Origin of the sequence: Achromobacter sp. (assembly GCF_049647645.1) — a bacterium.
GTDB lineage: Bacteria > Pseudomonadota > Gammaproteobacteria > Burkholderiales > Burkholderiaceae_B > Achromobacter.
On the sequence record NZ_JBARYB010000259.1, the window covers coordinates 1 to 6,011 of the forward strand.

A 6,011-nucleotide genomic window follows, 5' to 3' on the forward strand; every position below is an offset into this window, starting at 1 on the left:
GCGCGCCGCGTCCACTTCCAGCACCTTCACGCTGACCGTCTGGCCCACTCGCACGACGTCGCGCGGATCCTTCACGAACTTTTCAGCCAGGGCCGAAATGTGGACCAGGCCATCCTGGTGCACGCCGATGTCCACGAACGCGCCGAAGTTGGCCACGTTGGTCACGACGCCTTCCAGCACCATGCCCGGGTACAGGTCGTTCAGGGTCTCGACGCCTTCCTTGAACTGCGCCGTCTTGAATTCCGGACGCGGATCGCGGCCCGGCTTTTCCAGTTCGGCGAAGATGTCGCGCACCGTCGGCAAGCCGAAGCGCTCGTCGGTGAAGTCCGACGGCGACACGCCCTTGAGGGCTTCGCGCTGGCCGATGATCTGCTTCACTTCGGCCTTGATCTTGGCGACGATGCGTTCCACTACCGGATAGGCTTCGGGGTGGACCGACGAAGCGTCCAGCGGATTGTCGCCGTTGGGAATGCGCAGGAAGCCGGCGGCCTGCTCAAACGCCTTGTCGCCAAAGCGCGGCACCTTGCGCAGGATCTCGCGGGTCGGGAAGGCGCCGTTCTCGTCGCGCCAGGCAACGATGTTCTTGGCCAGCAGCGAATTCAGGCCGGACACGCGGGCCAGCAGGGCGGCGGACGCGGTGTTCACGTCCACGCCCACGGCGTTCACGCAATCCTCGACCACGGCGTCCAGCGAACGCGCCAGCTCGCGCTGGTTGACGTCGTGCTGGTACTGGCCCACTCCGATGGCCTTGGGATCGATCTTGACCAATTCGGCCAGCGGATCCTGCAGGCGGCGCGCGATGGACACGGCGCCGCGCAGCGTCACGTCCAGGTCGGGGAATTCCAGGGCGGCGGTTTCGGACGCGGAATAGACGGAGGCGCCGGCTTCGGAGACCACCACGCGGGTGACCTTCAGGTCCGGGAAGCGTTCCATCATGTCGCCCACCAGTTTTTCGCTTTCGCGCGAGGCGGTGCCGTTGCCGATGGCGATCAGGTCGACCTTATGGCGGGCCACCAGGGCGGCCAGCGTGTTGATGGTGCCTTCGCGGTCGCGGCGCGGTTCGAACGGGTAGACGGTGGTGGTGTCCACGACCTTGCCGGTCTGGTCGATCACGGCGACCTTGCAGCCGGTGCGGATGCCGGGGTCCAGGCCCAGCACGGCCTTGGGGCCGGCGGGCGCGGCCAGCAGCAGGTCTTTCAGGTTGGCGGCGAACACGCGGATGGCTTCGGCTTCGCCGCTTTCGCGCAGGCGGCCGACCAGCTCGCTTTCGAACGCCGTCAGCAGCTTCACGCGCCAGGTCCAGCGGCAGACTTCGCCGAGCCAGCGGGCGCGCGGCGTGGCGTCCAGCGCGAACAGGCCGTTGCCCAGCTTCAGGAAGCCGGCGATGCGGGCCACGCAGGGGTGCGGCGTCTGCGCTTCCAGGTCGGCTTCCAGTCCCAGGCGCAGTTCCAGCACGCCTTGCTGGCGGCCGCGCAGTAGCGCCAGGATGCGGTGCGAGGGCAGGGTGCGCAGCGGCTCGTTGAAGTCGAACCAGTCGCGGAAATTGGCGCCCTCGGTTTCCTTGCCGTCGACCATCTTGGAATGGATCAGGCCGGTGGACCACAGGTGCTCGCGCATGTCGGCCAGCAGGTCCGCGTTTTCCGCGTAGCGCTCGGCGAGGATGTCGCGCGCGCCGTCGAGCGCGGCCTTGGCGTCGTTGATGGACGCTTCGGGATTCAGGTATTGCGCGGCCAGCGCGGCGGGGTCGCAGGCAGGATCGGCCAGGATGCCGTCGGCCAGCGGCTCCAGGCCCGCTTCGCGGGCGATCTGGGCGCGGGTGCGGCGCTTGGGCTTGTACGGCGCGTACAAGTCTTCCAGGCGCTGCTTGGTGTCCGCCGTGGCGATTTCCTGCTGCAGCCCGGGCGTGAGCTTGCCCTGCTGCGAGATGGATTCAAGTATGGACCCGCGGCGCTCTTCGAGTTCGCGCAGATAGCCCAGGCGCACTTCGAGATTGCGCAGCACGGTATCGTCCAGGCCGCCGGTGGCTTCCTTGCGATAGCGGGCGATGAAGGGCACGGTGGCGCCATCGTCCAGCAGTTCCACCGCCGAGGCGATCTGGGAGGCGCGCGCGCCCAGCTCGGTGGCGAGCTGCGCGACGATGCGGGCGTTGTCGACGCCGGCGGCGACGTACGTGATAGCGGAAGTTTCAGACATCTCGATACGACGACAAAAAGGAAAAACAAGGGGCGGATTGTGCCATAAGCTGCTGTTACAAGACGTGCCAGGGTGGACGGATATGTCCCCCTTGCGGCGACATGGCGGCCAATCCCCAGCTCGGCAGCGGGTATCATTTGGTCCTTTCCCACACAAGTGTCTGGCGCCCGAACCGTAACCGGCACCGGTTCACCGTTGACTCGCTATGCTGGACCTGGACATCTCCGAATTCTTCGACGCCGACGGGCCTCTGGCCACGGCCATGCCCGGCTACAAGCCGCGCCCCTCGCAGGTTGAACTCTCGCAAGCCATAGGGCAGGCCATCCAGGACCGCGCCACCTTGGTGGCCGAGGCGGGCACCGGCATCGGCAAGACCTGGGCCTATCTTGTACCCGCCTTCATCCAGGGCGGCAAGGTGCTGATTTCCACCGGCACCCGCACCCTGCAGGACCAGCTTTTCGCCCGCGACCTGCCGCGCGTGCGCGCGGCGCTGGCCGCGCCGGTGACCGCCGCGCTGCTCAAGGGCCGCGGCAACTACGTCTGCCATTACCACCTGGACCGCCTGCAGGGCGACGAACGCGCCTTGAAATCGCGCACCGAAATCCAGCAACTGCGTCAGATCCAGGTGTTCGCCGGCATTTCCAAGACGGGTGATCGCGGCGACCTGGCGCAGGTGCCGGAAGACGCCGACATCTGGCAGCGCGTGACCTCCACGCGCGAGAACTGCCTGGGCCAGGAATGTCCGCGCATCCGCGACTGCTTCGTGGTGAAGGCGCGCCGCCAGGCGCAAGAAGCCGACGTGGTGGTCGTCAACCACGCCTTGTTCATGGCCGACCTGGTGCTGCGCGAAGAAGGCGTGACCGATCTGCTGCCCGAGGCGGACACCGTGATCTTCGACGAAGCGCACCAGTTGCCGGATACCGCCACCCGCTTCCTGGGCAGCAGCGTGTCCACGCACCAACTGCTGGATTTCGGCCGCGCGATGGAGGCGGCCGGCCTGGCCTATGCGCGTGAGGCCGCCAAATGGAGCGACGTCAGCCGTCATGTGGAAACGGCGGCGCGCGAGCTGCGCCTGGTCTGTGCGCCGCTGGACAAGATGCCTGGCCGCAAGGCCACCTTCGAGGCCATCCCCAACCCCGAGGAATTCGACGAAGCGCTATTGGCGCTGCGCGAGGCCGTGGACGGCGCCACGAAGGCGCTGGGCGCGGTGGCCGAAAAGCACCCGGACCTGATGGCGGCCGCGCGCAGCGGCGCCGAGATCTCGGTGCGGCTCAAGCGCTGGGCCACGCCAGGACGGGCGACCGCGGATCACGGCGACGAAGGCTGGGGCCGCGACGACCAGGCGCCCGATCCCGCGGTGCAATCGGCGTTGGGCGACGGACTCTCCACCCCCGTCGCGATCCTGGAAGGCGCTGCCGCCGCGGAACAATGGTCCGGGCCCGCGGTGCGCTGGGTCGAGCACGGCCAGCATCACGTGCGCCTGCATTCGGCGCCGCTGTCGGTGGCCCAGGCCTTTTCCAAATACCGCAAGCCGGGCCAGGCCTGGATCATGACTTCGGCCACCTTGTCCGTGAACGGCGAGTTCACCCACTTCACCAGCCAGCTTGGACTGGAGAAGGCGCGCACGGGCAAGTGGGAGTCGCCCTTCGACTATCCCGAACAAGCCTTGCTGTTCGTGCCGCGCGGCATGCCCGAACCGCAATCGCCGCAGTTTCTCGATCGTTTCGTGCAGACGCTGTTGCCGCTGCTGGAGGCCAGTCCCGGCGGCACGCTGGTGCTGTGCACGACGCTGCGCGCCGTGGACAAGGTCGCCAACCTGCTGGCCGACGCTTTCGACGATGCCGGCCACGAGTGGCCCTTGCTCAAGCAGGGCGAGGGCACGCGCCGCGACCTGCTGGACCGTTTCTGCAAGCTGGATCATCCGGTGCTGGTGGGCAGCGCCAGTTTCTGGGAAGGCATAGACCTGCCCGGCGACGTGCTGACGCTGGTGGCGATCGACAAGCTGCCGTTCGCGCCGCCCGACGATCCGGTCATCGAGGCGCGGCTGCGCGCCTGCCGCGCCCAGGGCGGCAATCCGTTTTCGGAATACCAGTTGCCCGAAGCCGCAATCTCGCTCAAGCAGGGCGCGGGCCGGTTGATCCGCACGGAGTCGGATTGGGGCGTGCTCATGGTGGGCGATGCCCGCCTGGTCGAGAAGCCTTATGGCAAGCGCCTGTGGCGCGGGCTGCCGCCGTTTGCGCGGACCCGGGAACTGGAAGAAGTGCTGGCGTTCTACCGGCGCAAGCAGGAACCGCAGGACTAGAAGCCGCCGGCATGGTCAGGCAGCGACCTGCTCGGTCCTGCGCGACAGCGCCCACCATCCGGTCATGAGCGCGGCCAGGCCCACGATGGGCAGCATGGCGGCATTCAGGGTTTCCCAGCCCATCCGCGCTAGCGCCGGTCCGGCCGCCAGCGTGGCCAGGGCGGTGGTGGCATAGCGCAGCATTTCTGCGGCCCCTTGCACCCGCGCCCGTTCGGCGGGGCGGTAGGACTGGGCCAGCAGCGTGGTACCGCCGACGAACATGAAGTTCCAGCCCACGCCCAGGCAGAACAGCGCCGCATGGAAGGCCGTGAGCGAAGTCGATTGCATCGCGATCAGCGAGCAGGCCGCGTTCAGCGCCATGCCCATGCCGAGCACGCGGGGCAGCCCCAGCCGGTTGATCAGTGCGCCGGCGAAGAAAGCCGGGGCGTACATGCCGATGAGGTGCCACTGCATGATGCTGGCGCCGTCGGCGATGCTGTGCTGGCAGGCCACGGCAGCCAGCGGCGCGGCCGTCATGACGAACATCATCGAGACCGACCCCACGACATTGTTGGCCAGCGCCGCCACGAATATCGGTTGCCGCATGACCTCGCCCAAGGGGCGGGCCGGCAGGCCCGCGACCTGCGTGTCGGCGGGTTGGCCGCCGTCGCCGTCCTGGTCGCGGTAGGCGAGCAGCAGCAGCGCGCTGGCCGCTCCCAGCAGGGCCACCATCAGATAGGCGCCGGAGAAGATCGCGGCAGGAAAGATGTCCTTGGCCCAGGCCGCCAGCGCCGGCCCCGCAATGGCCGCGATCACGCCGCCCGTCAGGACCACGGAGATGGCGCGGCTCTTGGCTTCGGCGGGCACCGCGTCGGCGGCGGCGAGCCGGTAGTACTGCGCGAAGGCCTGGAACACGCCGACCAGCGCCGTGCCCAGGCAAAAGAGCCAGAAGTCGCTGGCGAAGACCGCGGCCACGGAAATCAGGCCGCCGGCCGCGCCCGCCAGCGATCCCAATATGAAGCCGGCGCGGCGGCCGATGCGCTGCATGAGCAGCGAGGCATACCAGGTGACCGCGGCGCCCGCCACCGTGATCAGCGCGAAGGGCAGCGTCGCCAGCGCCGGATGCGGCGCCAGCATCTGGCCGGTCAGCGCCGTCAAGGTCAGGTCGATGGAGATCGCCGCGATGTACAGGCCTTGGCAGACGGCGAGGATGCGGGCATTGCGCAGGCCGCGCGAGGAAGCGTTCATGGCAGTGGCAGGTCCGGAGTATTGACAGGCCCCACTCTAGCGCCTGAAACTATGGCAAGAATGACTATTTTCCCTCGTTTCATGCCATGACTCACCGCGTCTGCATCCTACCCGTGCCCAACTTCCAGCTGCTCGACCTGGCCGGGCCGCTGTCAGTCTTTCAGATCGCCGCCGAACTGGTGCCGGGCGCTTATGAGGTGGCCGTGGTGTCGGCCGAGGGCGGGCCGGTCCGCTGTTCGGCCGGCGTGCCCGTGCTGACGCGTCCGTGGCGCGGCCTGCGCGCCGATAC

Annotated in this window: 3 protein-coding genes and 1 pseudogene; 2 read left to right on the forward strand and 2 right to left on the reverse strand. The window is 68.2% G+C overall.

The window, feature by feature from the left end; genetic code table 11:
* Positions 1 to 2,193, reverse strand: a 2,193-nt coding sequence (tex, locus tag WBB14_RS29305; RefSeq protein WP_424242864.1) for an RNA-binding transcriptional accessory protein Tex, incomplete at its 3' end; no start/stop codon positions are given.
* A gap of 205 nt (positions 2,194 to 2,398) precedes the next feature.
* On the opposite strand from tex, the gene WBB14_RS29310 reads away from it, so the two are divergent.
* Complete coding sequence (locus tag WBB14_RS29310; protein WP_424242865.1) at positions 2,399 to 4,495, forward strand: ATP-dependent DNA helicase; 2,097 nt, start codon at positions 2,399 to 2,401, stop codon at positions 4,493 to 4,495.
* A gap of 15 nt (positions 4,496 to 4,510) precedes the next feature.
* On the opposite strand, the gene WBB14_RS29315 is transcribed toward WBB14_RS29310, so the two are convergent.
* Positions 4,511 to 5,722 (reverse strand): MFS transporter, encoded by a 1,212-nt coding sequence (locus tag WBB14_RS29315; protein WP_424242866.1) that lies wholly within the window; start codon positions 5,720 to 5,722, stop codon positions 4,511 to 4,513.
* Positions 5,723 to 5,808: 86 nt separating this feature from the next.
* Between WBB14_RS29315 and WBB14_RS29320 the strand changes: the two are divergent.
* Positions 5,809 to 6,011 (forward strand): annotated as a pseudogene (locus WBB14_RS29320) (GlxA family transcriptional regulator); the annotation flags it as partial.

What these genes read in the sequence shown, in the direction of transcription:
- WBB14_RS29315 (WP_424242866.1), bottom strand. Translation starts at nt 5,722, where the DNA reads ATGAACGCTTCCTCGCGCGGCCTGCGCAATGCCCGCATCCTCGCCGTC.
- WBB14_RS29310 (WP_424242865.1), top strand. Translation starts at nt 2,399, where the DNA reads ATGCTGGACCTGGACATCTCCGAATTCTTCGACGCCGACGGGCCTCTG.